The 25,407-nt window shown below is 69.6% G+C and carries 26 protein-coding genes; 14 read left to right on the forward strand and 12 right to left on the reverse strand.

The window, feature by feature from the left end:
- Window positions 1–139: 139 nt before the first annotated feature.
- Entirely contained in the window at window positions 140–2,308 is a 2,169-nt protein-coding gene (locus RIU97_RS10570) for an MMPL family transporter (protein ID WP_404955545.1), read from the reverse strand.
- Window positions 2,309–2,711: 403 nt separating this feature from the next.
- Here RIU97_RS10570 and RIU97_RS10575 point away from each other — a divergent pair, with 403 nt between their 5' ends.
- From RIU97_RS10575 to RIU97_RS10610, 8 genes are all read left to right on the forward strand, one after another.
- On the forward strand, window positions 2,712–3,740 hold the full coding sequence (locus tag RIU97_RS10575; protein ID WP_404955547.1) for a polyprenyl synthetase family protein: 1,029 nt from the start codon (window positions 2,712–2,714) through the stop codon (window positions 3,738–3,740).
- A 75-nt stretch (window positions 3,741–3,815) separates the two neighbouring features.
- Window positions 3,816–5,372, forward strand: a complete 1,557-nt coding sequence (locus tag RIU97_RS10580) for an acyl-CoA carboxylase subunit beta (RefSeq protein WP_404955549.1) — start codon at window positions 3,816–3,818, stop codon at window positions 5,370–5,372.
- A complete protein-coding gene (locus RIU97_RS10585; protein ID WP_404955551.1) occupies window positions 5,369–5,641 on the forward strand; it encodes an acyl-CoA carboxylase epsilon subunit in 273 nt (90 codons plus the stop codon). Before RIU97_RS10580 ends, RIU97_RS10585 begins: the two co-directional genes overlap by 4 nt.
- Before the next feature lie 86 nt (window positions 5,642–5,727).
- On the forward strand, window positions 5,728–6,261 hold the full coding sequence (locus tag RIU97_RS10590) for a hypothetical protein (protein ID WP_404955553.1): 534 nt from the start codon (window positions 5,728–5,730) through the stop codon (window positions 6,259–6,261).
- Window positions 6,262–6,370: 109 nt separating this feature from the next.
- Window positions 6,371–6,625 carry a hypothetical protein gene (locus RIU97_RS10595; RefSeq protein ID WP_404955555.1) on the forward strand — a complete coding sequence of 85 codons (255 nt, stop codon included), beginning with the start codon at window positions 6,371–6,373 and terminating at the stop codon, window positions 6,623–6,625.
- A 4-nt stretch (window positions 6,626–6,629) separates the two neighbouring features.
- The gene (gene sbnA / locus RIU97_RS10600) at window positions 6,630–7,616 is read left to right on the forward strand and encodes a 2,3-diaminopropionate biosynthesis protein SbnA (protein WP_404955557.1); all 987 of its coding nucleotides are present in this window, start codon (window positions 6,630–6,632) and stop codon (window positions 7,614–7,616) included.
- Between the two features lie 20 nt (window positions 7,617–7,636).
- Window positions 7,637–7,843 (forward strand): MbtH family protein, encoded by a 207-nt coding sequence (locus tag RIU97_RS10605; protein ID WP_404955559.1) that lies wholly within the window; start codon window positions 7,637–7,639, stop codon window positions 7,841–7,843.
- A gap of 182 nt (window positions 7,844–8,025) precedes the next feature.
- Window positions 8,026–8,391, forward strand: coding sequence for a hypothetical protein (locus RIU97_RS10610; RefSeq protein WP_404955561.1), 366 nt, complete (start codon window positions 8,026–8,028; stop codon window positions 8,389–8,391).
- A 33-nt stretch (window positions 8,392–8,424) separates the two neighbouring features.
- On the opposite strand, the gene RIU97_RS10615 is transcribed toward RIU97_RS10610, so the two are convergent.
- Window positions 8,425–8,550, reverse strand: a complete 126-nt coding sequence (locus RIU97_RS10615) for a hypothetical protein (RefSeq protein ID WP_404955563.1) — start codon at window positions 8,548–8,550, stop codon at window positions 8,425–8,427.
- Window positions 8,551–8,556: 6 nt separating this feature from the next.
- Between RIU97_RS10615 and RIU97_RS10620 the strand changes: the two genes are divergently transcribed.
- The 5 genes from RIU97_RS10620 (at window position 8,557) to RIU97_RS10640 (ending at window position 13,293) form a co-directional block, all read left to right on the forward strand.
- Window positions 8,557–9,252 (forward strand): 4'-phosphopantetheinyl transferase family protein, encoded by a 696-nt coding sequence (locus RIU97_RS10620; RefSeq protein ID WP_404962806.1) that lies wholly within the window; start codon window positions 8,557–8,559, stop codon window positions 9,250–9,252.
- A 439-nt stretch (window positions 9,253–9,691) separates the two neighbouring features.
- Window positions 9,692–10,147 carry a helix-turn-helix transcriptional regulator gene (locus tag RIU97_RS10625; protein WP_362458333.1) on the forward strand — a complete coding sequence of 152 codons (456 nt, stop codon included), beginning with the start codon at window positions 9,692–9,694 and terminating at the stop codon, window positions 10,145–10,147.
- A gap of 250 nt (window positions 10,148–10,397) precedes the next feature.
- Window positions 10,398–10,919, forward strand: a complete 522-nt coding sequence (locus RIU97_RS10630) for a regulator component (protein WP_404955565.1) — start codon at window positions 10,398–10,400, stop codon at window positions 10,917–10,919.
- Window positions 10,916–12,106 (forward strand): MAB_1171c family putative transporter, encoded by a 1,191-nt coding sequence (locus RIU97_RS10635; protein ID WP_404955567.1) that lies wholly within the window; start codon window positions 10,916–10,918, stop codon window positions 12,104–12,106. The genes RIU97_RS10630 and RIU97_RS10635 overlap by 4 nt, the downstream gene beginning before the upstream one ends.
- Complete coding sequence (locus tag RIU97_RS10640) at window positions 12,103–13,293, forward strand: cytochrome P450 (RefSeq protein ID WP_404955569.1); 1,191 nt, start codon at window positions 12,103–12,105, stop codon at window positions 13,291–13,293. The genes RIU97_RS10635 and RIU97_RS10640 overlap by 4 nt, the downstream gene beginning before the upstream one ends.
- A gap of 323 nt (window positions 13,294–13,616) precedes the next feature.
- Here RIU97_RS10640 and RIU97_RS10645 read toward each other — a convergent pair whose 3' ends face one another.
- The 8 genes from RIU97_RS10645 to RIU97_RS10680 all read right to left on the reverse strand — a co-directional run bounded on the left by RIU97_RS10645 (window position 13,617) and on the right by RIU97_RS10680 (window position 20,261).
- Window positions 13,617–14,552, reverse strand: coding sequence for a hypothetical protein (locus tag RIU97_RS10645; RefSeq protein ID WP_404955571.1), 936 nt, complete (start codon window positions 14,550–14,552; stop codon window positions 13,617–13,619).
- Between the two features lie 14 nt (window positions 14,553–14,566).
- On the reverse strand, window positions 14,567–15,418 hold the full coding sequence (locus RIU97_RS10650; protein ID WP_404955573.1) for a papain-like cysteine protease family protein: 852 nt from the start codon (window positions 15,416–15,418) through the stop codon (window positions 14,567–14,569).
- Between the two features lie 357 nt (window positions 15,419–15,775).
- Window positions 15,776–16,138, reverse strand: a complete 363-nt coding sequence (locus RIU97_RS10655) for a hypothetical protein (RefSeq protein ID WP_404955575.1) — start codon at window positions 16,136–16,138, stop codon at window positions 15,776–15,778.
- A gap of 221 nt (window positions 16,139–16,359) precedes the next feature.
- Entirely contained in the window at window positions 16,360–16,653 is a 294-nt protein-coding gene (locus tag RIU97_RS10660; protein ID WP_404955577.1) for a hypothetical protein, read from the reverse strand.
- 1,244 nt (window positions 16,654–17,897) lie between these two features.
- The gene (locus RIU97_RS10665) at window positions 17,898–18,320 is read right to left on the reverse strand and encodes a hypothetical protein (protein ID WP_404955579.1); all 423 of its coding nucleotides are present in this window, start codon (window positions 18,318–18,320) and stop codon (window positions 17,898–17,900) included.
- A 239-nt stretch (window positions 18,321–18,559) separates the two neighbouring features.
- On the reverse strand, window positions 18,560–18,904 hold the full coding sequence (locus RIU97_RS10670; RefSeq protein ID WP_404955580.1) for an STAS domain-containing protein: 345 nt from the start codon (window positions 18,902–18,904) through the stop codon (window positions 18,560–18,562).
- Window positions 18,905–19,226: 322 nt separating this feature from the next.
- Complete coding sequence (locus RIU97_RS10675; protein WP_404955582.1) at window positions 19,227–19,640, reverse strand: ATP-binding protein; 414 nt, start codon at window positions 19,638–19,640, stop codon at window positions 19,227–19,229.
- 435 nt (window positions 19,641–20,075) lie between these two features.
- On the reverse strand, window positions 20,076–20,261 hold the full coding sequence (locus tag RIU97_RS10680) for a hypothetical protein (RefSeq protein WP_404955584.1): 186 nt from the start codon (window positions 20,259–20,261) through the stop codon (window positions 20,076–20,078).
- Between the two features lie 1,104 nt (window positions 20,262–21,365).
- Between RIU97_RS10680 and RIU97_RS10685 the strand changes: the two genes are divergently transcribed.
- Complete coding sequence (locus RIU97_RS10685; protein WP_404955586.1) at window positions 21,366–22,613, forward strand: PP2C family protein-serine/threonine phosphatase; 1,248 nt, start codon at window positions 21,366–21,368, stop codon at window positions 22,611–22,613.
- Window positions 22,614–23,000: 387 nt separating this feature from the next.
- On the opposite strand, the gene RIU97_RS10690 is transcribed toward RIU97_RS10685, so the two are convergent.
- A complete protein-coding gene (locus RIU97_RS10690) occupies window positions 23,001–24,554 on the reverse strand; it encodes an MFS transporter (protein WP_404955588.1) in 1,554 nt (517 codons plus the stop codon).
- Window positions 24,555–24,562: 8 nt separating this feature from the next.
- A complete protein-coding gene (locus RIU97_RS10695; protein ID WP_404955590.1) occupies window positions 24,563–25,351 on the reverse strand; it encodes a thioesterase II family protein in 789 nt (262 codons plus the stop codon).
- Between the last annotated feature and the right edge of the window lie 56 nt (window positions 25,352–25,407).

The raw sequence follows: 25,407 nt of genomic DNA on the forward strand, positions 1-25,407 counted from the left end.
CCGGGACAAGAGACCTCGTATGGCAGCAAGCTGCGCACTTGAGCGGAGAATGCGCGAGGGCCGGGCGGCAACCATTTCGAGGTTCCCGCCCGGCCCGTTGTCCGTCCGCCCGCCCGTCCGCGTTCTGCGGACGCCCGGGCTAGGAGCGGCTGCCGGTGGTGGCCGGCTCTTCCTGCCGGGTCCCCCCGGTGAACTCCTCGTGGACGTCGGAACGGTTCCCGGTCCCGCTGCCCGGCCACCATGCCTTCGGGCCGATCAGCGCGGTCAGCGTCGGCACCAGGAGCAGCGCCATGATGAACGCCGTCAGCAGGATGCCGAACGCCACCGCGAAGCCCATCTGCTGGAGCATGGAGTTGTCGGCCAGCATCAGAACGCCGAAGGTGCCGGACAGGATGACGGCCGCCGAGCCGATGGTCGGTGCCGACTGGGAGACGGCGAGGCGCACGGCCTCAGCCGTGGACCGGCCCTTGCGCACCTCCTCGCGCAGTCGCGCCACCATGAGGATGTTGTAGTCGGTGCCGATGGCGACGACGAACAGGTACACGACGATCGGCAGTGAGAACAGCAGTCCGTCTTCGCCCTTGATGTTCTGGAACAGCCAGACCGCCGAGCCGAGGGTCGCGGTGAAGCCGAGGCCGACTGCGAGCATCAGGTAGAGCGGGGCGACGACACTGCGCAGCAGCAGGCCCAGGATGAGCATGATGGCCAGCGCTGCGATCGGGAAGACCAGCCTGTAGTCGTGCTTGACGGCGTCCTCGATGTCGGCGAGGACCGCCGTCTTGCCGCCCACCAGCGCCTTCGAGCCCTCGGGCGCGTTCTTGTGCACCGCGTCCCGCAGGTCCCCTGCGACCAGCTCGATGGCCTGCTCGGAAGAGGGCCGGAACTTCAGCACCACGTTGTACAGGGCGACATCGCCCTTGGGGCTCAGCACGGCCGGGGAGACGTCCCCGACGTTCTCCACCGCGGCGATGGACTGCCGGAAGGTGTCGAGGGCGGCCTTGTCGAGCTGCGCGCCCTCCTTCGACTTGACGAAGACCAGGCTCGGCTCGGTCTCGCCGGCGGAGAAGCTCTTCTGCAGATCGGCGTTGGCCTGGATCGACTCCAGGGTCTTGGGCAGCGAGCTCTCCTGGTCGAACCCGGGCTTGAAGCCGAACGCGCCGAGTGCGAGGACGGCGAGGAGCCCCGTGGCGACGGCGGCCACCAGGCCGGGGCGCCGCGAGGCGATGGCGCCGGCCTTGCCGGCCAGCCGGTCCTTCGGGGCCCTCTTCCAGGCCTTGGAGGGCCAGAACGCCTTCGTGCCGAGGAGCGAGAACACCGCCGGCACCAGCGTCAGCGCGGCGACGAGCGTCACGGCGACGGAGATCGCCAGCGAGGGGCCCATGGCACGCATGTTGCCCATGGTGGAGAACACCAGGGCCAGGAAGGCGACGATCACGGCGCCGGCGGCGGAGGCGATGGTCTCGCCGACTCGCGAAACCGCCTCGATGAGGGCCTGCTTGGGCTCCTGCCCGGCCCGCAGGTGCTCGCGGTACCGGAACAGCAGGAACAGGATGTAGTCGCATCCCACGCCGAACAGCACCACGATCAGGATGGCGGAGTTGCTGGCGTCGGCCTCGAGCCCGAAGAGCTCGCTCGCGGTCGCGATCAGGCCGTTGGCCGCGATGAACATCAGCGCGATCATCAGCACCGGCAGGAGAGCGATGAGCGGGCTGCGGAAGATGACCCCGAGCAGCACGATGATCAGGACCAGGGTGGCCATCATGATCATGGCGTCGGTGTCGCCGGCCGCCTCCTTGGCATCGACCATGAGTGCCACGGGACCCGTGACGCCCATCTTCAGCTCACTGCCCTGGAGTTCGGCCTTGCCGTCCGTGCGCAGCTTGCGGATCGACTCGAGGCCGGCCTCGGCCGCCGGGTCCTTCTCGGCGGAGACGACGCTCGCGAGCGCCATCTTGCCGTCCTTGGACACCGCCTCGGGCGAGGTCACGACGCTCTTGAAGGTTTCGTACCGCTTCGCCTGCAGGCTTTCGGTGACCTTCGCCACGGCGGCCTTGTCGGCATCCGTCAGTGCGGCGCCGTCGTTGCGCTGGAAGACCACGACGGCCGCCGGGGTCTCCTGCTGGGGGAAGGACTCCTCCTGGATCTTCATTATCTGTGCCGACTCGTACCGGGAGGGCAGGAAGTCGGCCTGGTCGGTACTGGATTTCAGCTCGGGGGCCAGGCCGGCCAGCGCAACCGACGCGACGATCCAGAACACTATGGTCAGCCAAGGCCGGTTGACGGAGAACCGTCCTATCCGTCCGAACATGACGCTCCTTTGGAAATGGATACGGTGCAGAACCGCGGGTTCGCGGCAGGCAGCACCATTGGCCGCCCGGTGTCCGGACGGCAGCAGCGCAACGCCGGGTGCCAAGAAGGCAGGCGGTACCGGCGGGCAGGCTGGAGCTCCGCCCGATCGGCGGCCGCGGCCCGAGCGCTGTCCGCCAAGTCTTGCGCGCCGGCACGGAATCGAAGGCTCCGAACGCGATTGCCGACAGGTTGTTGACAGCCGCACCGGAACTCCGCCCGGGAATCGGCCCGATCCCCTTGCCTCATGTCCTCTTGCGGACAGTGGTACGGGTTTTCCTGTGCCCTGCCGACACCTCCCTCCTACGGTCGAGCGTGGAGGGCCGTGACGACGGGGACGCGCCCCGGAAAGAGGGGAGGGGTGGATGTCAACGCTGACCGCAAGCGCCCGAGTCCGTTCGCTGGTTTCCCGGATCGTCGTGCGGGAGGACAAGCTGGAGAGCCGGCTGTCCGGGAGTCTGGAACTGGTGGAGAAGCGGCTCGTGGAATGCGCCGGGCGGGCCTCCGACCCGTACGTGGCCGACGTGGTCGGCTATCTCGTCGCAGCAGGCGGCAAGCGGCTGCGGCCTCTGCTCACCCTCTTGGCGGCCGAGTTCGGAGATGCCGGTGCCCTGGGCGTCATCGATGCCGCCGTGGTCTCCGAGCTCACCCACGTCGCCTCGCTCTACCACGACGACGTCATGGACCAGGCCCGCATCCGCCACGGGGTGCCCAGCGTCAACGCCCGCTGGGGCAACTCCGTCGCCGTCATGGCGGGCAACTGGCTCCTGGCCATGTCCGCCCAGCTCTCCGCGGGACTCGTGCACTCGGCCATGCCACTGCACGCGCAGACCTCCGAGCGCCTGGTGCGGGGCCAGCTGCTGGAGCTCCTCGGACCAACGGCGGATGACGGCCCGCTGCCCCACTACTTCAGCGTGATATCGCACAAGACGGCGGCTCTGCTCTCCCTCTCGCTCAGGCTCGGCGCGCTCCAGTCCGGGGCGTCCGCAGACGTCTGCGACGCACTCGCGGAGTACGGCGAACAGCTCGGAGTGGCGTTCCAGATATCCGACGACCTGCTCGACATCACCTCCTCGTCCGCGCTGACCGGCAAAGAGCACGGCAAGGACCTCTCGGTCGGCGTGGTCGGCCTCCCCGTCCTGCTGGCCCTCACCGGCGAGGACGCCGGCGACGAAGAACTGCGCGCCCTGCTGAGCTCCCCCACGGGGCTCGCGGGCGAGGACCACCGCAGGGCGCTGGACCTCCTGCGGGAATCCGCGGCCATGGGGCAGGCCCGCGCGATCAGGGACGAGCGGCTCGCCATGGCCCGCTCGGCACTCCGCGGGCTTCCGGCCGGGCCGCCGCTGCGGGCCCTGGACGCCCTGTGCGACGTCGTGGCCACCCGCACGAAATAGCCTGCACCCGCACCCCCTTCCGGGGCGGCGGCAAACGCCCAGCGACCCGCTCGCACGGCATGTAGGGAGTGACTCATGAAGCTGGACGACAGCACGATGCGCGCGGCCGAGCTGCGACGGATCCGGAACGAGGCCGAACAGGGCAGCGCCAGGGCCACCGAGCAGCAGCACGCGAAAGGGAAACTGACCGTTCGTGAGCGCATCGCGCTGCTCTTCGACGAAGGTTCCTTCCGGGAGGTCGAGACGCTGCGCCGGCACCGGGCCGTCGGATTCGGCCTGGAGGACAAACGGCCCTATACCGACGGCGTGGTGACCGGCTGGGGCACCGTACACGGCCGCACGGTCTTCACGTACGCCCACGATTTCCGCATCTTCGGCGGTTCACTCGGCGAAGCCCATGCCACCAAGATCCACAAGATCATGGACATGGCACTCGCCGCCGGAGCTCCGCTGGTGAGCCTCAACGACGGTGCTGGTGCGCGCATCCAGGAGGGCGTCTCGGCGCTGGCCGGGTACGGCGGCATCTTCGCCCGGAACACCAAGGCGTCGGGCGTCATCCCGCAGATCAGCGTGATGCTCGGGCCTTGCGCGGGCGGCGCCGCCTATTCACCGGCGCTGACCGACTTCGTCTTCATGGTCCGCGAGACCTCGCAGATGTTCATCACCGGGCCCGACGTGGTCCAGGCCGTGACCGGCGAACAGGTCTCCCAGAACGGTCTGGGCGGCGCCGACGTGCACGCCCAGGTCTCGGGCGTCGCGCACTTCGCGTACGACGACGAGGACACCTGCCTCGCCGAAGTCCGCTACCTGCTGTCGATGCTGCCGGACAACAACCGGCAGGTCCCGCCCGCGGTACCCGCCGGAGCCCCGGCCGACCCCTCCGGGGAGACGCTGCGCGGCCTGGTACCCAGCGACGGCAGCCGGCCCTACGACATGCGCCGGGTCATCGAGGAACTCGTCGACGACGGCGAGCACATGGAGATACACGAGCGCTGGGCGGCCTCCGTCATCTGCACCCTGGCCCGGCTCGACGGACAGGTGGTGGGCATCGTCGCCAACCAGCCGCAGTCGATGGCCGGCGTGCTCGACATCCACTCCTCGGAAAAGGCCGCACGCTTCGTCCAGTTCTGCGACGCGTTCAACATCCCGCTGGTCACGCTCGTGGACGTGCCCGGCTTCCTGCCGGGTGTCGACCAGGAGCACGGCGGCATCATCCGCCACGGCGCCAAGCTGCTGTACGCGTACTGCAATGCCAGCGTCCCGCGGATCTCGCTGATCCTGCGCAAGGCCTACGGTGGCGCGTACATCGTCATGGACTCCCGCTCGATCGGCGCCGACCTGTCCTACGCGTGGCCCACCAACGAGATCGCGGTCATGGGCGCCGAAGGCGCCGCCAACGTGGTCTTCCGCCGTCAGATCGCCGCGTCGGACGATCCCGAGAGCACGCGCACCCAGCTGGTCAAGGAGTACAAGGCCGAGCTGATGCACCCGTACTACGCGGCCGAACGCGGCCTCATAGACGACGTCATCGACCCCGCCGAGACCCGCGACGTGCTCATCAGCGCCCTCGCGATGCTCCGCGAGAAGCACGCGCCCCTCCCGGTGCGCAAGCACGGAAACCAGCCGGCATGACGGAGACCGAAGGCCCTTCGCTCTCCCGGCCGTCCCCCGTGCTCCACGTCGTCCGGGGACATCCGACCGACGAGGAGCTGGCCGCGGTGGCCGCCGTGCTCGCCGCCACCGTCGGCATGCGCAACTCCCCTACGGCACAGGAACCTTCCGGCTCCCCGCGCGGTGCGCGATGGCCCGATCTCTGGCACGGAAGCCGTTCGCCCCGCTCCTGGGTCACCCGGCAGGGTGGGCCGGCCGAGGGCGGGCCGCCCCGCGCGCGACAGGTTTGACCGCGCATGCGTCTCCCCCGTTCGGGGGAGGCGGATCGCCCCGTTGGTTGAGGTGCGGCGACGCCCCCGTGATGAGAATGGATCACATGCTGAGAGGGAATGTAGTACCTGACGTGCCGCGCTGGGCCGTTCTCGCCGCCTACGCCGTACCACTGGCCACTCTGCCGTCGGGCTTGTGGCGGCTCGCCCTGGTCGCCGGGGTCCCGGTGGCCTCGGAGCCCGTCCACACCGGCTGGGGCGTGCTGTACGTCCTGACGCTGACGGCGGTCTCCGAGGCGCTCGCCCTGCTGACGCTCGGTCTGGTGCAGCCATGGGGTGAGGTCGTGCCGCGCTGGATCCCGCTGATCGGCGGCCGTCCGGTACGCCCGCTCGCGGCGGTGGTTCCGGCACTGCTGGGTGCGGCCGCGCTCTTCGTCCTGAGCATCCTGGTCGGCGTCACCCAGTCCCACAGCCTGGCTTCGGGCGACCTCACGAATTCCGCCGCCCAAGAGGCTCTCCTCGTCGCCTGCTACCTCCCGTTGCTGGCCTGGGCCCCGCTGCTGACGGTGTCGGCGATCGCGTACTACCGGCGGCGGACGACCGCGCCTCCCCTGCCGGAGCGCGTGCTCGAGCACCACTGAGCGGCAAAACCCGCGGCGCCACGGCAATCCGATGCCACGGGTGAAGCTCCATATAGAGGTATTCGATGGATGAATGCGCCACGACCGGTTGATATCTAGGGTTCAACCCATGTCGACTGAACTGCGCCGAGCCGAACTCCCCATTCCCCAGGAGGGGAACGCGCGGATTTCGCACACCGCAGTGGCCTGGTCCGAATGCCTGTCGAGGGGGTCGTCCGAAGAACGGACCGGCCCCCGCGAGGATGGAGTGGAATCCATGCAAGGACACGTGCCGCCGTTCGCGGTGATTACCGGCGCCCAGGTGGAGCCTATGGTCGTGCCGGGTTTCTTCCACGAGCTCAGCCGCTACGGGTCGGGAGGCTGAGGTCTTGCCGATCGTCGATGCTCCTGAGCAGTTCAATCAGGAAGACCTTTACCTCGACCTTCACTCCACGATGGACCTCCCCGTCTACCTCAAGTGCGAGGGCTTCAATTTCGCGGGGTCGATCAAGCTCAAGGCGGCCACCGAAATGGTGGACGCCGCCGAGCGCCAGGGGCTGCTGAGCTCCGACTCCATCCTGATCGAGTCCTCGTCCGGCAACCTGGGCGTGGCACTCAGCATGATCGCCGCCAACAGGGGCTACGCCTTCGAGTGCGTCACCGACGCCCGGTGCAACCTGGCCACGCGGCTGCTCATAGAGAGCATGGGCAGCCGGGTCAAGGTGATCACCGAAGGGCATCCGGAGCGCGGCCTGCTCGGCGCGCGGCTCGACTACGTACGCGAACGCTGCGAGAGCGACCCCCGGTACGTGTGGCTGAACCAGCACGCCAATCCCAACAACTGGAAGGCCCACTACCGGGTCACCGCACCCGCGATAGCGCGCCGGTTCCCGAAGCTGGACGTGCTGTTCGTCGGAGCCGGCACCACGGGCACTCTGATGGGCTGCGCCCGGTACTTCCGCCAGACGCACCCCGGCGTGACCATCGTCGCGGTCGACAGCGTCGGTTCCGTCACCTTCGGCGTACCGGCGGGGCTGCGCATGATTCCGGGCCTGGGCGCCGGTGTGCGTCCGGCGCTGCTCGACGAGTCCTTCGTGGACCACGTCGTGCACGTGCCGGAGGCGGAGACCGTGCGGGTCTGCCATCAGCTCGCCAGGACCGGTTTCATGTTCGGCGGCTCCACCGGCACCGTGATCGCCGGCGCGCGCCGGTGGCTTGCGGAACACCGGCCGACGGGCCAGGTGACCGCGGTGGCTATCGCGCCCGATTTCGGCGAGCGATATCTCGACACGCTTTATCACACCAATTGGGTGCGGGAATTCTACGGTCCGGACGTCTTGGACGGGCTGAGCACCCGCGAGCAGTACACCCACTGACGGAGAAGGAAGAGGAGACCATGACGAACCCCTTTGAGGACAACGACGCCAGCTACTACGTCCTGGTGAACGGTGAGGGCCAGCACTCCATCTGGCCCGTCTTCATCGACGTCCCGCGCGGGTGGACCATCGCCTACGGCCAGGACGCGAGGCAGTCCTGCCTGGACTTCATCGAGCGGAACTGGACCGACATGCGCCCGAAGAGCCTTATCGCCGCGTCGGCATAGCAGGCGGAGCCTCCGTACCGGCTCCATGGGCGTGATGCCGGCGTGAATCGACCGCTGATGGGTGTCACGTAAATGCCACCCATTGCGGAAGGCTGGCACGTTACGGTCACGGACCCTCACCATCAGTGGCGCACGAAGCATTATGAAGTCTTCCCATTCTCCTCTCCTGAAAGGGATTTCACATGCGCGTATCATTCGCGGCAAAGGCCGCCGTGGCCGCGGCCCTGGCCGCAGCCTCCCTGACCGTCGCCGCCCCGGCCAACGCCAGCCAGCAGGCAGCGCTCACCGAGGTCACGTGCAGCAGGGACAACAAGGACCAGATGGCCTTCCTGAAGTTCGTGGGCGGGTCCCGCTGTTTCAAGGGCGTCGGCGACCTCGACGTGAAGCCCCTGTGGAACACCGAGGCCGACGTGGTGCTCACCGGCAACCACTCGGGCTGGTTCAGCTACGAGCCCACCCCGGGTGACGTGAAGGTCCAGCCCTTCAGCAAGTACCAGACCCTGACGGGTCGGTTCCACCCGCTCCGGCACATCCACGTCGAAGGCTGAGTCGGCTGATCCGTCAGCGATGACCTGGCCGGGTTAGCCCGACAGGCCGACCGCCGGCTCGTCCTCGTCGCCGCCCCAGACGGCGACGAGGACGAGTGGGAGCGCGAAGGCGCCCCGGACGACGGAGATCCTCCCGGCAGCCCCCTCGAATAGGCTCACCAGGTGATGGAACACGTGAACCAGCTCGGCTGCGACGCGCCGCGGACGGGTGCGCTCCCCAGGGGCACGGCCGCGGCGGTGTGGTCCCTGGACACCACGCTGAACATGGTCGGCGGGTACCCGCTCGACGGGGCGTCGGCGATGCTGGACGCGGCCGAACGCGACCGGGCCGGCCGTCTTTTGCGGGGTCCGGACCGCCATCGCTACATCGCCTCGCACGTGGGACTGCGCGTGCTGCTCGGCGCCCATCTGGGGCTGGCCCCGGAGAAGGTCACGCTGGTCCGTGAGGACTGCCCGTGCTGCGGCGGGCCGCACGGACGTCCCGCCGTGGCCGGGGGCGCTCTCCACTTCTCCCTCTCGCACAGCGAGGACATGGCCTATTTCGCCTTCGCCCGAGTGCCGGTCGGTGTCGACGTGGAGTCCATCCCGAGCGCGGCCTCGGTGGCCGACGTACTGACCAGCCTGCACGCGGCGGAGACCGCCGAACTGACCGCCCTCCCCGACCCGGACCGCCGCACGGCACTGGCCCGGGTGTGGTCCCGCAAGGAGGCGTACCTCAAGGCCACGGGCACCGGGCTCGCACTCGGCGTGGCCGACCCGTACGTCGGCTCCGCCCCCGACCCGGCCCGTCTCCCGGGCTGGACCCTGACGGACCTCCCCGCCCCCACCGGCTACGCGGCGGCCCTCGCCCTGCGCGGCTAGCCCGGATGCGCGGAAGCAGGCCAGGGGCACAGGCCGCAGACCGCAGACCGCCACAGACACAACGGCCTGAACCGGCGACGCATGCGGGCACGGTGCCCGCGGGCCCGACCTCCGGCCCATCGCGTCAGTCCGCGAACGGGACGGCCTCGGGCTCGCGCCTCCCCCCGCGTCGCCCGCGCCGCCGCGCGCCTGCGGGGGCGAGCCCGTCCGACGCGGCCACGGCACTCCGGGCCGTCGGCCGAGCTCACCCCCGTGAAGCTCGACCCCGACCCGGCCGGCGCCGCCACCCCCTCAACACTTCAGTGGCGACGAAGCATTGGTAACGTACACCAGAGTGACTGCCCGGCGTCAACCAAAGTGTTGCCGGGGCCGGCCCGAGGGGCTTCGAGAAACACTGTGGTGGGCAAAGGCTCGCCATCGCGCCAAGGAGGTCGTGTACGTGGAGGATGACCAGTCGCCCACCTTCGCCCAACTCCTGGACCACCTCTTCCGCGAGGTGCACCCCCCTTCCCGGGGGCCCTACACCTACGCGGAGGTCGCCGAGGGAATCCGCAGGGCTGCGACCGGAGAGGGGCGCGGGGTGACGGCGAGCGCCATCCAGCAACTGCGCACCGGCGCCAAGCGGAACCCGACGCGACACACCATCAAGGCCCTGGCCGACTTCTTCGGCGTACCAGCGGGCTACTTCGTCGACAGCGCGGCGGCCGAACGCACCAAGGCGGAGATCGGCCTTCTCGCCGCCATGCGCGATCAAGACGTCCGCAAGGTGGCCCTGCGCGCCAACGGCCTGAGCGTCGACAGCCTGAAGATGCTGTCCACCGTGATCGAACAGGCTCGGAAACTCGAAGGGCTCACCACCGACGACCCCGCGCAGGACCTCAACCTGGACGACTGAGCCGCGCACCGGGCAGCGATCGCGCGATCCCCGCCCCGACAACGACACCCCCTGTGGCCGATCATCGGCAGGGGGCATCAGCCGTTTCCCGGGACCGGCCCGGCATCCCGGGCCGCACGGCACGTCCGCGGCAACACCCCGCCCGCACCGCGGAGTCGCGAACATGTCAGCATGGGGCGCGCCTACCGGGCCTCCAGGGAGAGGCTCGCAACGGCCGACCTATTCCGACCGGCGTCACCAGAGTGAGGACATGGACTTCGAGCAGCTTCGCGCCGCCTGTGAGGCACGCGTCGAGGCGCTTCGACTCCCGCACCGCTTCAGCACCCGCGACCTCCGCGACGCCGTGGCCGAACAACGCGGGCGCCCCATCATCCTGCGCCCCCTGAGCACCCTGGGCGCCATGGACGCCCCGTGCGGCATCCGCCTGGAGACCCCGGACGCCGACCTGTTGTTCTACGAGGAGGCCACCTCCCCCCTCCACCAGAACCACATCCTCGCCCACGAGATCAGCCACATCATCTGCGACCACCCCGGCAGTCTGGAACTGGACACCCTGCGCGCGATCGGGTTCAACCCCACCCTCGTGCAGCGCATGTCCGGCCGGACGAGCTACACCAGCGAGGACGAACGCGAGGCCGAGGTGATGGCCAGCGTGATCCGGCAACTCATGTACCGGGGACGCGAGGGCCCGTCGAGCCGGCCCGCCAGCGGCGCCGAGAGCTGGGACGCGCTGTTCGCCAAGCCCCACAGGAAGAAACGCCACCGGAAATGATCAACATCCTCTTCACGGGCACGGCCGTCGTGCTGCTGTGCTTCGCCGCCTACTGGGTGCGAGGACGCGGCGGACACCGCCCCACGGGCACGTGGGCGATGGCGGCGCTGCTGACCTCGTTCGCCCTCGCCTTCGCCTCCTACGCCCCCGCCGTGGAGCACGCGGTCGAATCGGCGGTCCCCCACGTCGCCCGACTCCTCAGCAACACCTTCACCCTGACGGCGGCCACCTCGGTCCTCGCCTTCCTCTTCCAGCTCAATCTGGACCGCGAACGGGCCCACCGGCAGATCCGGCTGCGCGTCATCGCCCTCGCGATCTCCGTCGCCTGCATGACCGCCTTCTTCGTCGCCGAACAACTCACTGGACGGAACCCGGTGTTGTACGCGTGCTACGTGCTCGTCTACATCTCCTACCTGGGGTACACGGCCAAGGACTTCCTGCTGCAGACCTGGGCCCAGTCCAAGCGCTCGACCCGCCGCAGTCAGCGCTGGGGCCTGCGCACGACCTCGGTCGGCTGTGGCTTCGCCCTCGTCTACGCCGCGTACAAGCTCTTCGCCCTGGTCTCCATCGGCCTCGGTCTGGGGCTCGTTCCCGACGGCGCCCGGTGCTCGACGCCGCTGACCCCCTTCCGCTGCGCGTTCAGCGTGACCGCGCCCGCCGTCGCCGTGCTCCTCATCACCTTCGGACTCACCCTCCCCGCCCTGTTGTGGCCGCTCAGCCAGCTGCGCCGGCGTCGCTGGGAGCGGAACTCGTTCACCGCGCTGGAACCGCTGTGGCGGGAGGTCACCGCAGCGGTCCCCGAGGTCGTGCTCGACCCGGGGAACACCGGGGCCGACACCCACGACCTCGACTTCCACCTCCACCGCCGGGTCATCGAGATCAACGACTGCGTGCTGGCCCTGCGCCGGTACCGTCGGGCGTCGGTACGGGACGCCGCGGCCGCCGAGGTCGCCCGCCGGGGCACGGCCGACACCCCCGAGGGCGACGCCGGGGTGGAGGCGGCGGTCATCGCCGCGGCCGTCGCCGCGAAGCACTCCGGAGTCACCCCCGAAGGCGACGAGGCCCCACCCGCCACCGGCACCGCCTCGCGCAAGGGCGGCCTCCAGGCGGAGACCGCCTGGCTGCTGCTCGTGGCGGACGCCTACGCGCGGCAGTCGGCACCGGCGCACGCGGGCGCGGCCTCGTGACCGCCCCCCGGCAGGACCCGCTGCGCGACCCGCGCTTCTTCGGCGACCCCTACCCCACCTACGACCGGCTGCGCGAAAGCTGCCCGGTCCGGCGGATCCCCACCGGCTCCGGCGGCCACCACGCCTACCTGATCACCGGCCACCCCGAGGCCCGCGAGGCGTTCACCGAACCCCGCCTGTCCAAGGACACGGCCCGCTTCTTCGCCGATCGTCCCTCGAACCGCGACCTGCACCCGGCGATCTCCCGCAACATGCTGGCGAGCGATCCTCCCGCGCACACCCGCCACAGGCGGGTGGCGACGCCGCTGTTCACCACCGGACGCGTCCGGGCTCTGCGTCCGTACATCACCCGGGTCGTCGAGGACCTCGTGGCCGCGTGGCGACCGGGCGCGGAGGTCGACCTGGTGGCGGAACTGGCGGTACCCCTGCCGGTCACCGTGGTCTGCGAGCTGCTGGGGGTGCCGGAATCCGACCGCTCCACGCTCGCCGGCTGGTCCCACGACCTCTTCGACGCGACCGACACCGATCGTATCGACGCCGCCTCGCACAGGATCGGCGCGTACCTGACCCGCCTCGTCGAGACGGCCCGCGCCAGCTCCGGCGACGGCGCGCTCCACTCCCTCCTGCGCGACTGCGACGAGGGCGGGCTCGACCGGGACGAGACCGTCTCCCTGGCCGCCCTCCTCGTGGTCGCCGGGCACGAGACCACCACCCAGTTCATCGGCAACGCCGTCCTGGCCCTGCTCCGGCACCCGGAGGCCTTCGACCGGCTGTGCCGGGACCCGGACTTGATCCCCGGCGCCCTCGACGAACTGCTCCGCTTCGACTCCCCGGTGAGCGTGGCCACCTTCCGTCACAGCACGGAGGACCTGCGCGTCGGCGGCGTCGACATTCCGGCGGGCTTCCCGGTGCTCATCGCCCCCGGGGCCGCGAACCGCGACCCGGCGGCGTTCCCCGACCCGGACCGCCTCGACCTCGACCGCGACGCCGGCGGCCACCTCTCCTTCGGCCACGGCATCCACCGCTGCCCGGGCGCCCCCCTGGCCCGGGCCGAGGCGGAGATCGCCCTCCGCACCCTGGTGACCCGCTTCCCGAACACCCGCCTGGCCGTCCCCGCAGAATCCCTGACCTGGCGCCAGACCCGCCTCACCCGCGGCCTGACCACCCTCCCCCTCACCCTCGCCTGACCCCCGACCGCAACCGCCGGCGGACTCCCGGTTCGGGGAGACCGCCGACGGGCGTGGGAGCGGGGTGGGTCAGTTGCTCTTCGCCACCGGCTCCAGGATCGCCACGCACTCCACGTGGTGGGTCACAAGGAACAGTGCAAGCCGAAGCAGGTGAAAGGAAGTCGCCGGTCAGGGCCTGCGCCGGCGGCGGTCCACGACCGCATGCGGTCCACGTCGCTACCGGCGTGGACCGCACGACCGGGCCTCCTTCCCGAGCTCATGCGTATCCGACGATGGAAGTCGTCAGGCTGCGCACGGAGGGGCCCGGCCTTCACGGGGTCGGGTCAGCGGACGCCGGCCGTCGCCCGGCGGCGCGCGTACACCACCGCACCGCCGATCGCCGCCAGGGCTGCGGCCGCGGTGACGGAGATCGGCTGCCAGGACTCGTCGGTGACCGGTGTCCCGGACGCGACGGCGCCCTGTTCCGGCTGATCCTCCGCGAGGCCGGCGTACCCGCCGGCCAGGCCCTTGCGGTCGTACTCCGAGCCGGGCATCTTGTCGCCGTAGCGGGCGGTGACCAGCTTCTGGTACGCGGCGAGGGTGATGCCGCGCTTCCCGCCGAGGCCGGTGGTCGCCTCCTCGTTGAGCGGCTCGACCATGCCGTCGGCGGTGAGCCGGTACCAGGCGCGGATCTGCGGCTCGGTGAAGGTACGGGCCTGGGGAGTACCGCGCTCGGCGAAGCCGACCTCGGCGTCCCCGTCACGGATGCCGGCCAGCTGCCAGCCTTCGGCACCGACGGTCTGCGGGCCGCTTCCCGGCGTAGCGGGGTTCCCCTTGGGCGCAAGCAGTACGGCGGCGTGCTTGCCGTCGGAGGCGGTCACCCGGGAGGCCAGGTAGGAGAGCCGGAGCGCGGTCTCCGGGGTCGCCCGGGTCTTGCCGGTCACGAACTCGGGGCTGATCTCGAACATCGGCACCGGGTCCTTCTTGAGATCGAACCCGGGCGGCGCGGCGACCGCCGCGGGTGCGTTGCCCGGGGTACCGACGGCGCCGCCGTCCGCGGCGGGGGCCGTGCGGGGCTGTCGGGCCGAGACCAGGAAGCGGGAGACGGTGTCGTGGAGTTGGTCGCTCCGGAGGGCTTGCTGGGCGGACTGGTAGCCGGCGATGCCGTCGCCCTCCGCGGCCTGTGCGGAAACGATTGCGCTCAGGGCGGCGGCGAGTGCCGTCGTGGCGAGGACGGCGGCCCGGACTACCACCTGCTTGGGGTGTCGCGTGGTCTGCATGGTCGGTCTGCTCCTCAGCCCTGGATGCCGATGCGGGAGTGGGTCCACTGGAACGAGTTGTTGTTCGCGTAAGTGGAGTGGTTCCACCATGTGTAGGTCTGGGTGGTCTGCCACGGGTCGCCGACCGCGATCATGTTGGTGGCGCTGTCGTAGCCGTAGATGACGTTCATGTGACCGCCGCCGGTGCGCCAGCCGAAGCGGACGGCGAACGGCCGGCCTGCGTCGATCTCGGCGGCGGACTCGCCGAACGAGGCGTTGCGGTACAGGCTGCGGCCGCTGTTCCTCAGTCCCAGCCTGGCCAGGCCATTGGCCATGTCCTCCAGCGTCGCGGGCTGGTTGTTGCAGTCCACCCAGGTTCCCTGGGCGGCGAGCTGGCAGAACTGCTCCTGGCTGACGGATCGGCCCCAGTGTTTGGCGATGGTCACGCCGGAGGCGTCCCAGCACCACTGGGTCCTGACCTGCTTCTGCATGTCGATCGCGAGTGTCTTCGCGGTCGTGGGTTTCGGGTTCGGGCTCGAACCGCACACCGGCAGGGGGGTGGTGTTCTCGTTGATGAAGGCGTCGGCGATGTAGTACGAGCCGGTGTAGATCCACCGCGGGTTGTTCTCAACGGTGTCGCCGGTGGTCCGGCAGGCCATCTGGATCTTGGCGCCTACCTTCGAGGAGCCCTTCACCTGGGCCGAGAGGGACGGCTTGGCCCGGTGGTTGACGGTCTTGTAGTTGCCCTGCCCGCCGATGACCGTGCCGCTGACCACATCGGCCTGGGCGAGGGTATTGAAGCCGAACAGCAGACCGCCTGAGAGTGCGGCGGTGATCGCGGCTATCAGCGCTTTCTTGCGGCGGGACGCGCGACGTTTGTGCATCATGCTCCTTGATCTGAAAAATACGGGAATTGTCTGCCCGGCAGCCCGGTCGTCCGGTCTGCGCGACAGATGTCGAAGGGCGCCTGGCTCGGCGGCGGCACACCGATGGATGAAGGGCAGTCAGCCAGTTGGCGCCGAACGGAACGGCGTGGGAACGTCACGGCCGCCCCGATGTCTGGGCTCACACGACGTGCTGGTTACGGACCGCTTCGCCCGTCGCCCCACGGCTGCCTGCGGGCTCGGGCCCGGCGGACCAGCAGCATCCCGGAAGCGGCCCCGGCGAGGGCGGCCATGGTCAAGCCCGTCGTTGTCCAGGAGAAGGTGCTCCCGTCGCCGGCCGGGGCGGGCCGGGCGGATGCGTCAGCCGAGGGCACGGCTGCGGCCGAAAGGCTCGCAGGAACAGGAACGGGGGCGGTGGGCGCGGCGGAAGTGCTGGGGCGGTGCCGGGTCGGCGACCGGTACGGAGACCTCGCGTTCGGCGTGTCCGCGGGAGGGGAACCCGATGTGGACGTGCACCTTACAGGTGCCGGCAGGCAGGACCTCTGCCGTGCTCCAGCCGGTGCGCGTGCCGCAATCCCGGACCAGCTTCCAGGGGCCCGCGGTGCGGGTGCCGTCCGCGCTGGTCGCGTCCACGGTGGCGGCGACCGCCTCCTCGATGGCGTCCCCGTCGTTCTCCCCGGTGATGTCGGTGGTGAGGTGGCCTTCCCGCTGCCCGGTGATCACGACTTTGACGGTGTCGCCGTGGGCCTGGGTCGCCAGGGCCAGGGCCTGGCGAGGAGGAGGAACAGGACCCCGAGTCCGGTACGTGCCGGGGGGGCTGTGCCGTGTACGCATCGTTGTGGTGCTCCCTGGTGCGGTGGGGATGCGAGGGGCGGTGAGGGAGCCGGCGGCCGGCCGCATGGGGAAGGTGGCCGTCCGCCGGCGGTCGATCAGACGGTCGAAGGTCAGCCGACCTTCTGGACCGTCCAGACCTGCGTTGCGCGCCCGTCGGCGCGCTGGAGGTCGAGCAGCCGCGTGTCGTAGTACGGGCGGTTGCTCGCGGTGAGGGCGTATCCGCCGCTCGCCGGGCGGGCCGGATCGGAAACCACGGCCTTCGGCGCGGCGGCCGGTGCGAGGACGTCCGCGGCGGCGTCGGCCTGAGCGGCGGTCCCCGCCTGGGCATTGTCGCCGAGCCCGAAGTAGGCGACGCCACCCGCTGATGCCGCGGCCGACGCAGTGGCGGCGGAGAGGAGTATCAACCGGCGCGGTTTGCGCCGGTGTTCACGTTTCTTTCGACGGTAACCCGTCATGCGCACCTCAATTCCTGGCCGGAGGAGTGGGTGCACGGAAGCCTGCCAGACGGGTGCGATGGAGAATTCGGACAAACGGGAATTGGCTTCGAGATATCCGACTGTTACCTTGGGGGTTACATCTGATGATCTATCAATTAACTTCAGAATCAAGGTAGTTACACATGTAGACGCGAAAAGGTCCAGGCCATCTCCGTTGTGTCGTTATGGAATCGAGATAATCGAGTGAGGCTTGCTGACGGAAATTCAGTCAGCGATTCACCTAATTACTACTGGACGAATTCCCCCTGTTACGAGCGGTAAGGAATCGCTCGCTCCGCCCGAGGGCGACGACTCGGCGGCGCGAAGGCCTTGATGCGCGACGGGGCCGACTGTCGGCGGGTCGCGCAGCCACGGGTCCGAACTGCCCCCTATGCCCTGATCGTCGCCTCACCTCCCATCGCTCTCCCGCCCCCGGCACGGGTGATCGGCGTGAGCCGGGCCGTGTGTCAAGGCCCTGAAGTCCTAGCTCGGCCTTGGGACCGGTAGGCCCGCGTATTCAGGAGTCGCGAACCTCAAGGACGCCGAGGGATGGGTCGTCACCGGGCATCACAACGACGCCCTTGACTCATGGAGGGCAAGCGAGGCTCAGGTTCCGCCAGTTTCGGTCACCAGCCTGGTGGCAGTCTTGTCGTGGTGGCCGAGCGCCTTCGCGATGACGAGACCGGGGCTTGGCGGACGAGTTGGCGGATCGCCGAGGCAAACCGCTCGACGCCATCGCGCTGTAGTACTGGTCGCCCGCCGCGGATACGTTCACCCGTGAGTAGTGGTCGGGAGAACTGCCATTGGGTGCCGTAGCCGCGGCAGCCCGCGCCGGGCCCGACTGTCGTCGTCTGGGTCCGATAGCGGTACCGAGTCGATACGCCCGCCGTGCACCGGCCCAGTGCTGTCCTCGCTTGCCAGGGATCGACCCCGGCCATCGTTTCGCTGGGGGCCTCGACGAGGTCCTGCACATCCGCCTCGACCTCTGTCAGACGTGGCACGACCTCGGTCACGCCGCCCTTCGTGTTGAACAGCTTCAGGCGGGAAGCCGGGATGCGGGCGAGGACCATGGACCGCCGACCGACAGAGAAGGCCGCCCCCATGCCAGGCGTAGCCCTGGTGCGGGAGGCGGCTCTTCCGTGCTCATGATCCGTCGCCCGCACCGCCCGGCATCACACTGCCCTGAACCGCAGGTCAGAAGCCCTTTGTGGTCGGTTCAAGGAGCGCGACGCACTCGACATGATGGGTGGGTTGTCAGAAACAGATGGAACGAAAACAGGTGGAAGACAATCGCAGGTCAGAGCCATGCAGAGCTGACTTCGTGACGTAAGTGATGTGCGCCATGGGTGCTGCGTGCGCACGGCACTGCCCGCGGCGGGCGTGAGCTGTTGCGCGGCGTCGGCCGGGATGGTGTTCAGGGTCATGCCGTCCGCGCGGGTGCCGGATTCTTCGGCTGCCATGACGGCCAACTCGGTCTGGGACAGGGAGTCCATGTCCCGCTGGCGGAAGGTGGCCTGGGCGGTGACGTGCGAGGTGTCGATGCCGATCTCGAACAGCATCGCGACGCGCCTGTCGTACATACGGATGGCCTCCATGGCGGAAGGAAAGGGTGGTGCCGAGTGGTCCAAGGGGCACCAGTCACTACGGGTACGGTGCAGTTGCCCGAAGCCGGCCGTCGTGAAGTCCGCTCCAGCGTCCGGCGCAGCCCCGCATTGCGAGGGCGGGCTCGACAGCGCCTCCGATACCGGCGTGCCTTCACCCTTCGAGCTGTGGTGGCGTACTCGATGACCGGCTGCAAGTAGAGACGGTGTCGGAGCCGGGATGCGCTTCCCCGCTACTCGGCCGGCCCACCGACGAGGTCATCTTCGATGGTGAGCACCTGGTCCGTGCCGGTCAGGGTGAGCAGACGAGCCAGTTGGCGTGGCAGAGGGCCCGCCAGTCGCAGGTCGCATCTGTCGTTGTAGGTGAGGAGCAGGTGCAAGAACGTGGAGTCGCCGAAGGCGATACCGCGGACGTCCAGGACCAGTCGATCGATGCCGGCCTCGAGAGCCGTTTCGCACGCGGTGCGGAGTGGGGCGAGGTTGGTCAGGTCGAATTCGCCGGCACACTGCACCACCCGGAGCCCGTCGCGGTCGGGCAGGACAGTCACTGTCGTCTCCAACAACGCCTCCTCCAGCACACGACACCGATCGTGACGTCCAGCTTGCCCGACTTGCGAGCTACGCACCAGGCTGTCGAGCGCGAGATGAAGGCGTACGCGCGGCCGGCGGAGGACAGCCGGCTCGTGCCAGGAGCTTATGGGAGCCCGCCCCGAGGGCTCCGGGTGACCTTGGGGCGGGCCGTGTACCCGCCCTGTCAACGAGGTCCCGCAGGATCGGTTCCGCACCCGGCAGCGGTGCCGCAGCAACCGGCTCCGCCTGGCGGGACGAGTCAGCCTGCGGTCTTCCGGAGGGCCGCCCAACCTGCCTGTTCGGGGGTAATAAGGAGGCGGCCTGGGCGGATCAGGCCAGGCGCAGGACAGCGTTGATGATCTTCCCGTCGGGAAGCGGGGTGATGGCGATGTGTTCGGCCAGCTGTTGAATGAGGGGCCATCCGTATCCCCCCGGCCTGCCGCGGGTGCGCGGGTGGGCGACAGGTGTGCGCGAGCTCGCGTCGCCGACGGACAGGTGCAGGGCGCCTTCCGTGATGGCGACGCGGAAGACGGTGAGGCCGCCTCCGTGCCGCAGGGCGTTGGTGACGAGTTCCGTCGTGACCATGAGCGCATCCGCGGCGATCACGCTGTCGACGCTGATGCCCGCCCGCTCCAGCAGCTCGGCAACACTGCGGCGGGCAGCGGCCGGGGTGACAGCGCCCGGCTGGTCGCCGCCTTCGGGGCGACCGGAGCCGGGAGTGCCGTCGGCTGCGGGCGGGTTCATAGGGTTATCGCCTGCCCTCGGTCGGGAGAGTCATACCGCCCTAGCCCGTTCGGCTGAGTAGTGATCAGCATGCCACCGCACACGGGCCTGCGCGGGGCGGCCGTGCGGCCGACGCCGATGTCCCTACCGCCACGGGTGAGGGCAGCGCGCAGGCGCGCGGCCCAAACCGGATGCGTTCCATTCCCGCCAGGACGCCGGTCCGGCCTCCGCTGGTCGGGCCGCCCGCGCACGCGGGCGCGGAGGTGATCGCCCTGGTTCCTGCGGCACAGCAAAACGCCCACGCCGAAGGCGTGGGCAAAGGGAACGTCCGAACCACGACAGCTGACCCAGACGGTACACGCCCGCACACCCTGTCACCAGAGGAAACAACCGCGCCGGCCGCTCCCCTCGCGGGTCCCCGGGCTCGCCGGAGGCCCGGCGGGCCCGGGTACGGCCTCAGGCAGCGGACGCCGGGTTCGCCGAACCCGCGGCAGCGCGGTGTTCGGCGTTGATCCGCTGAGCCTCTTCCAGCTGGTCCTCGCGGAGGAATCCCTGGGTGGTGCCGAGCATCTCGGCGGCCCGGCCCATGCTGGAGGCGGGGAAGGCGTCGTCGAGACGGCCGGACGAATCGTCTGCTGTCATCGCACCCACTGCGCAACAGGTGGGGAAAGGGGTCAGAACGCGGGGAGGGGCCCTGGTGCGTATGACACCAGGGCCCCGAAGGAACTGCTACACCATCTGCCGACCCTGATACTGCGCCGGCCTTCTGTGTCCGCTTACCCGTCCGAACGGGGACGAGTGGCGCGGGGATCGCGGTGCTTGACCGGAGACCACCTCACTATCGATGTCCTGCGGTACCCGGACTCGCGTGGCGTCCGGGCGATCCTGATGGCGTCCCAACTCCTCCGTTCTTCCCTCTGGTGATCAACTACTACCTGCAGGGAACTGCTGCACTGCTGATACTGCGAAATGCGGGAACTGCTCCACTCGGTACTGCTGGTACTGCGTACTGCTCGTGACCTGACCAAGCGCCACGCTTCGGCAGCCAGCCCCGTCGCCCATCCTGCATCTGCTCTGGCTTGGAACCCCACTGCCGAACTTCCCGGTGCGCGCGCCCGCAGCCGACGCCTTCACCGAGGGTGCTGCTCACTGACTTCACTGCTGGGTACTGCAACCACAGCGTTAACTGCGGTACTGCCTGCGGCGGCCCCTGACGACTGCGGGCCACCCGGTCCGGTCGTCAGCCCCGTCGCCGTCCTGCAACAACCCTGGCTCCGGAACTCCACCACCGCACCGTCCTGCTGACTGCAACTACCTGTACTGCGGGTACTGCTGCCCGGCAGTACGTCTCTGCCAGGCCCTTCGGTCTCTCTAGCTACGAGAGAAACCATATCCACGCCGCCACCCAATGTCTACTCCAGCCGTCATAGATTTCCAGGCGTCTGGCTTTGAGGTATTCGATAGGCGCGGGGGCGATGTCCATCCGGATTGACCAAGCCAGCGACCGGTGAGCCCCATCCGCGCATGACCTCAGAGAGGCCAACGAGTCGGCCGAAACCTCCGGGGCCGCAGATCCTCATGGTGCAATGGGCCTGTCCGGCACCGCCCTCGACGCGGACCTTCACACATCCGAGTCGAAGGTCCCGGTGCGGCATCGAGCAGCAAGGGAAGCCTGTGACCGCAGGAGAGTCAGACGACGGGCGGAAGCCTCGCCCGCCCGCGGGCGGAAGCTACGGGGGTAGGGCGATGACGTTGGCGGGAGCGTTGGAGGCGGCGGAGGCCGCAGCGCCCGTGGAGTCGCTCGACGTGGTCGCGCGCATGCTCAAGGACCACCTCGGGGCGGCGTCGGTGTCGTTCCTGATCACCGACTTCACCGGCAGCTCGGTCGTACGGCTGGGGGCGGCGGACAGCGTCGAGACCGGCGAGCCGGCCCGGCGCATCCCGCTGGGCGGCACCCTGTACGACGACGTGATCCGCAGCCAGCAGCCACAGGTGGAGCACCGGGGCGAGAGCCGACTGGTGCGGGTCGTCGCCCCGGTGACCAACCGCGGGGACGCCATCGGACTCCTGGAGCTGTTCCTGCCCGCGCCGCCGGACGCCCAGGTGATGCGGGAGATCGGCGAGACCGCGCACGCGCTGGCGTACATCGTCATCGCGAACCGGTCCCACACCGATGTGTACCAGTGGGGGCGGCGCACCAAGCCGCTGAACCTGGCGGCCGAGATCCAGCACCGGCTGCTCCCGGCGTCGCTCGCGTGCGAGGCGGCGCAGTTCGCTGTCGCCGGGGCACTGGAACCCGCCGACCACGTCGGGGGCGACACCTTCGACTACGTGATCGACCGGGACACCGTCCAGCTGTCGGTGACCGACGCCATGGGCCACGACGTCGACGCCGCGCTGCTCGCCACCCTGGTGGTGGGCGCCCTGCGACGGGCCCGGCGAGAGGGTGCCGACCTCGCCGAACAGGCCCACCAGGCCGACCGGGCCATGCGCGATCACGGCCGCAGCGGCTACGTCACCGGCCAGCTGCTGCGCATCAGCCTGATCGACGGCGAGACGGAATTCGTCAACGCCGGGCACCCCTGGCCACTGCGCATGCGGGACGGAGAAGTCCACGAGGTCGTTCCGAAAGTCGATCTCCCCTTCGGCCTCAATGCCCAGGCAGCGCACGCCAACACCTACCGGGTGCAGAGGCTGGACCTCCGCCCGGGTGACCGGCTGGTCATGCTGACCGACGGCATGCTGGAGCGCAACGCCGAGAACCTCGACCTGTCGGACCTGATCATCCGCACCCGCGCACTGCACCCCCGCGAAGCCGCACGCACCCTCATCAAAGCGATCGTCGACGCCGGCCACGGCCACCTCGACGACGACGCGACCGTCATGTGCCTGGACTGGCACGGCATCCACAACTCCGAGCGCAACGCCGCCCACGGCGCCGACCTCACCGACGCCTCACGACCCTCAAGGACGAGACCGCCCACACCCCGGTGACTCCGGGCGTCCAGGACAGAGGCACGGTCTGGGAACCGGGCCCGTCCCGGCTCGCGCCAGCGTCTCCCCGCCCAGCGCGTGCCGTCTGATGGAGCCGGCTCTCTGCCGCCGCCGCAGCGTGCTGTCCAGGGCTGGCGGTGACGGGTGACGTACGTCCCACGCGCCAGTCGGGGGAAGGGGCCATTTCGGTTGCCACAGCCAATGAGGTCGCCTTCCGCAGCAGGGTCACAACCTGATGCGAGAGGCGCCCTTCCCTAGCCGATGAACGTCAGGCACCGCTGACGGCGTGGTCAAACGAGGCCGGGTCATCCAGGCTCGCGTGAAGTGTTCGCTGGGCCAGGAGCAGATTGGAGCTTTATGGCGCTGAGGACGCCTTGCCCCGGGGCCTCACAGTTTGGTCAAGGCTGCCGGCTGGGTGGTGGCAGCTGGTTGGGGGTGTGGTGGGCGGCCGGGCAGCCAGTAGGCGGCTGCTGCGGCAGTGAGGAGGGTGACCAGTCCGGCGAGAAGGGCGGTGGCTGTGAGTCCTGCGGTGAAGGACTCACGGGCTGCCGTGAGGAGATGCTCGCCTGTTGGACTTGGCAGAGGGGGCGCGAGGGTAAGCGGGGCGAGGACGTTTTCGGTGGCGGCCCGGGCGAGATGCGGGGGCATATCAGTACCGGTGAGCCGGTCACTCAGCCGGTCGCTGTAGAGGGTGGCCAGGAGCGAGCCTTGTACGGCCACGCCCAGGGCGGAGCCGACTTGACGCGTGGCGTCGTTGATGGCTGAGCCAAGGCCGGCCTGCTCGCCGGGGGTCGCACCCATGACTGTTTCCGTTGCCGCTGCGACGGTCAGTCCGGCTCCTGCGCCGGCGACGGCCTGGAAGACGATCAGGTGACCGTAACCGGAGGTGGCGCTTGTGGTCGCCAGAACGGCGAACGAGGCTGTGGTGATGAGCAGGCCCGTGACGATCGGCAGGCGGTTTCCCCACCGGGCCCCGAGCGGCAGGGCAGCAGCCGCTCCCAGTACGAGCCCGGCAGGAAGAGGCAGGGTCCGTACCCCGGCCTGCCAGGGGGTGTAGCCGAGTACACCCTGGAGGTAGAGGGTGACGACGAACAGCGCTCCGAAGCAGGCGAAGGACATCAGTGCCAGTGCCGCGGCACCCATGCTGATCGATGGGATGCGCAGCAGGGGGATGGGAAGCATCGGGAACCGGGCGTGGTGCTGGCGCGCGATTAAGCCTGTGAGCAGGAGGGCTGCCGCGCCGAAGGCGGTCAGGACGGGCGTGCTGGTCCAGCCGTGGGTGGGGCTTTCGATGAACGCCCAGACGAGTGTGAGGAGCCCGGCTGCGGACAGGACGATGCTGGGCCAGTCGATGGGGGTGTGCGGTGCGCGCGACTCCGGCACGAGGATCAGGGCGAGCGTGATGGCGATGGCCGCGACGGGCAGGTTGATCCAGAACGCGGCGCGCCAGGAGAAGTGTTCGACGAGCCAGCCGCCGAGTACCGGTCCGGTCAGTCCCCCGACGCCGATCACTGCCGTCCACAGGGCGATCGCACGGCGCCGTAGCTCGGGCTCGGGGAAGAGCTGGTGGATGATGGACAGCGTGGCGGGCATCAGCAGGGCGGCGCCGGCGCCCATGGCCCCGCGGGCCGCGATGACTTGCTCCGGTTCCTGCGCGAGGGCTCCGAGGAGTGACGCCGTGGCGCACAGCAGGAGCCCGGTGGTGAAGGCCCGGCGCCGTCCGATGCGGTCGGTCAGTGACCCGCTGGCCAGCACGCTGCCGCCCAGGACGAGGGCGTAGCCGTCGATGATCCATTGGATCTGCGACATCGAGGGCTGGAGATCGGTGTGGAGGTCGGGGACGGCGACGTTCAGGACTGTCAGGTCGATGGCGAGAAGGAACAAGCCCAGGCACACGGTGAGTGTCGCCGCCCAGCGATGGAGCTCGCTCGTGCGTGTCACTTGAACGCTCATGGTGTCGCCACGGCGTAGCGGGCGGCAGCGTGCAGATCCTTGCAAAGCCGGTCGGTCAGGGCGCAGATCTGTTGGTCGGGGTAGCTGTGCGCTCCTGGGAAGAGCCGTGGGGAAACGGGCTGAGTGGTGAGGTCGCCCCAGGTGCGGAGTCGTTCCATGGGAGCGATCGGATCGTCCTGGCCGCCGTATACGGCGACGGGGAGGTCCAGCAGTGGTTCGGGCTGGTGTCGGTATTGCAGGGCGAGAAGCAGGTCCGCGAGGATCGGGGTGTAGGCGGCGGCGAGGATCTGGGGTTCGTTCAGGAGTTCGTCGGGGATGGGGCCGAGGAGCCTGGCGGCGCCTTCCCTGCCGTCCAGCAGGACCGCGGACAGGGCGGTGACGAAGGCGTCCAGATGGGGTGCGGGCAGGGCGGAGAGTGCGAGCAGTACGGGCGTGCGCTGGCGGGCGCGGACCAGGGCGCGCGTGGTCTCATAGGCGAGCAGGGAGCCGAGGCTGTGGCCGAACAGTGCGAACGGCCGGTCGTCGTCGCTCTGGTGGATCAGGTCTGCAAGGGCCGTTGTGGTGTGATGGGGGTCGGTAAGAGAGGCCTGGTCGGCGAGAGCGCCGCGGCCGGGCAGCCGGACGGCCCACAGGTCTACGGATTCGGGCAGGTGCTCTGCCCAGGGGCGGTAGAAGCTGGGGCCGCAGCCTGCGGGCGGCAGGCACAGCAGTCGCAGTGCAGCGGCGGGCCGATCGGTGAGCGAGGCCAGGGAAGGCTGCCCGGGCTGGGGACGGTGCGATGTCACGGTTCTGTGTCCTTCAGAAGGCGTGGGGCCCGGGGCCGCACCGGATTGGTGCAGCC

This window comes from Streptomyces sp. 147326 (assembly GCF_045000215.1).
In the GTDB taxonomy this organism is placed as follows: domain Bacteria; phylum Actinomycetota; class Actinomycetes; order Streptomycetales; family Streptomycetaceae; genus Streptomyces.